Origin of the sequence: Deinococcus pimensis DSM 21231 (genome assembly GCF_000519345.1) — a bacterium.
Lineage (GTDB): Bacteria > Deinococcota > Deinococci > Deinococcales > Deinococcaceae > Deinococcus_A > Deinococcus_A pimensis.
On record NZ_KI912638.1, the window covers coordinates 21291 to 22054 of the forward strand.

The window sequence follows — 764 nt, forward strand, 5'->3', positions numbered from 1 at the left end:
GGGGCCGTCCCCGAGCGTACGACGCCACCCATGAGTGCAGAGACGCGTGAACGCCCCTGGCAGAAGCGAGGGGCCGTCCCCGAGCGTACGAACAGAGACGCGTGAACGCCCCGGGCAGAAGCGAGGGCCCGCCGTCCTTCTCCCGGCGGGCCCTCGCGTTCGGTCGTTCAGTCCTGGCCGTTCGTGTCGTTGACGAAGGCGGCGGAGTCGTAGTAGGTGCGGAACTTCTTGACCTGGCCGTCCTCGACCTCGATGACGCTGACGCCTCGGTACTCGATGGGGCGTCCGCTGGCGAGGTGGCCGCGCGCGACCCATTCCATGACGCCGGTGCGGTCGTCGTCGGCCTGTCCGTAGAATTCGGAGCGGATGTCCTGGAAGACGTCGAGGTACTTCTTCCAGAATTCGCGGGCGCCCTCGCGGCCCTCGTAGGGGCCGATGGCGAGGTTCTCGGTGCTGCTCCCCTCGGAGTAGAGTTCCACGAGGGGGGTGGGGTCCTTGCGCTGCTCGGCTTCCTGGAGGGCCTGCATGAAGCGGTCGGTCACGTCCTTGGGCATGCGGTCAGCACATCACGTCCCGCGTGAGGGTGGCTGAACCGAGGGTCAGGACGCCTTGGGTGACCCTTCGTGGAGTCCCGCGGCGCGCAGGGAGGACGCGCGCACCTCGTCGTGGGGGTCGTGTTCGAGCCGGGCGAGCGCGGCGAGGTCTCCGAGGCGGCCGAGGGCCCAGGCGGCCGCCTCGCGGACCTCCCAGGCCTCGTCGGTTGC

Annotated in this window: 2 protein-coding genes; both read right to left on the reverse strand. The window is 69.8% G+C overall.

Annotated features, from left to right (window positions below):
- Positions 1-167 precede the first annotated feature (167 nt).
- Positions 168-554 (reverse strand): nuclear transport factor 2 family protein, encoded by a 387-nt coding sequence (locus DEIPI_RS0110290; RefSeq protein WP_027481727.1) that lies wholly within the window; start codon positions 552-554, stop codon positions 168-170.
- Positions 555-599: 45 nt separating this feature from the next.
- Positions 600-764 (reverse strand): HEAT repeat domain-containing protein (locus DEIPI_RS36605; protein ID WP_211238277.1); only part of this gene is annotated, 165 nt, incomplete at its 5' end.